We start from the raw sequence: 698 nt of genomic DNA on the forward strand, positions 1-698 counted from the left end.
GTTATCAGCGCCAGCCCCGGCACCATTGATCTGGATCAATGCTCGCCACCCCCTCGCCCGGCGGTTGCCCGGGAAACTGATCCAGGTCAACGAAACCACCCCGACGCAGCGCGCCAGTGCCCCTTGCAGAGGGCCGCCGCCCCGCTCGTCGACATCACTGCTTGCGCTTGCACAAAAATTAATTGAGTGTTTAATTAATAATTTTCCAGGACCTTCCAGCCATGCCCCGCCCACGCACTCCAGGTCGTCCCAGCGGTGAAGCGCAGCAGCGTGAACGCCTGCTCGACGCCGCCTGCCAACGCTTCGCCCAGCAGGGCATCCAGGCCAGCAGCCTGCGCGGCATCGCCGAGGCCGCGCAGGTGACGCCGGCACTCATCCACTACTACTTCGGCAACAAGCCCAAGCTGACCCAAGCGGTGATCGACGAGCGCCTGATGCCCGAGTTCGAGCGCCTCGCCGGATGCCTGGAGCAGGCCGGCGATACCCCGCTGGAACAGGTCCGCACGCTGGTCACCGAACTGGCGGCCATCGTGGCGAAACATCCCTGGCTCCCACAGCTGTGGGCGCGGGAAGTGCTCACCGAAGGGGGCGCCCTGCGCAGCCTGCTGACCCAGCGCATCGCTCCCTTGCTGCCGCTGCGCCTGGCCCAGCGTTTCGCTGCGGCGCAGCAACGCGGCGAGCTGCACGACGCCATCGAC

At 66.5% G+C, this 698-nt stretch carries 1 protein-coding gene; it reads left to right on the top strand.

Translation table 11 applies throughout. From position 1 onward, the window contains the following. Nucleotides 1-221 precede the first annotated feature (221 nt). Nucleotides 222-698 (top strand): TetR/AcrR family transcriptional regulator (locus J0A65_RS24840; protein WP_206596904.1); only part of this gene is annotated, 477 nt, incomplete at its 3' end.

This window comes from Bowmanella yangjiangensis, assembly GCF_017255015.1.
GTDB lineage: Bacteria > Pseudomonadota > Gammaproteobacteria > Enterobacterales > Alteromonadaceae > Bowmanella > Bowmanella yangjiangensis.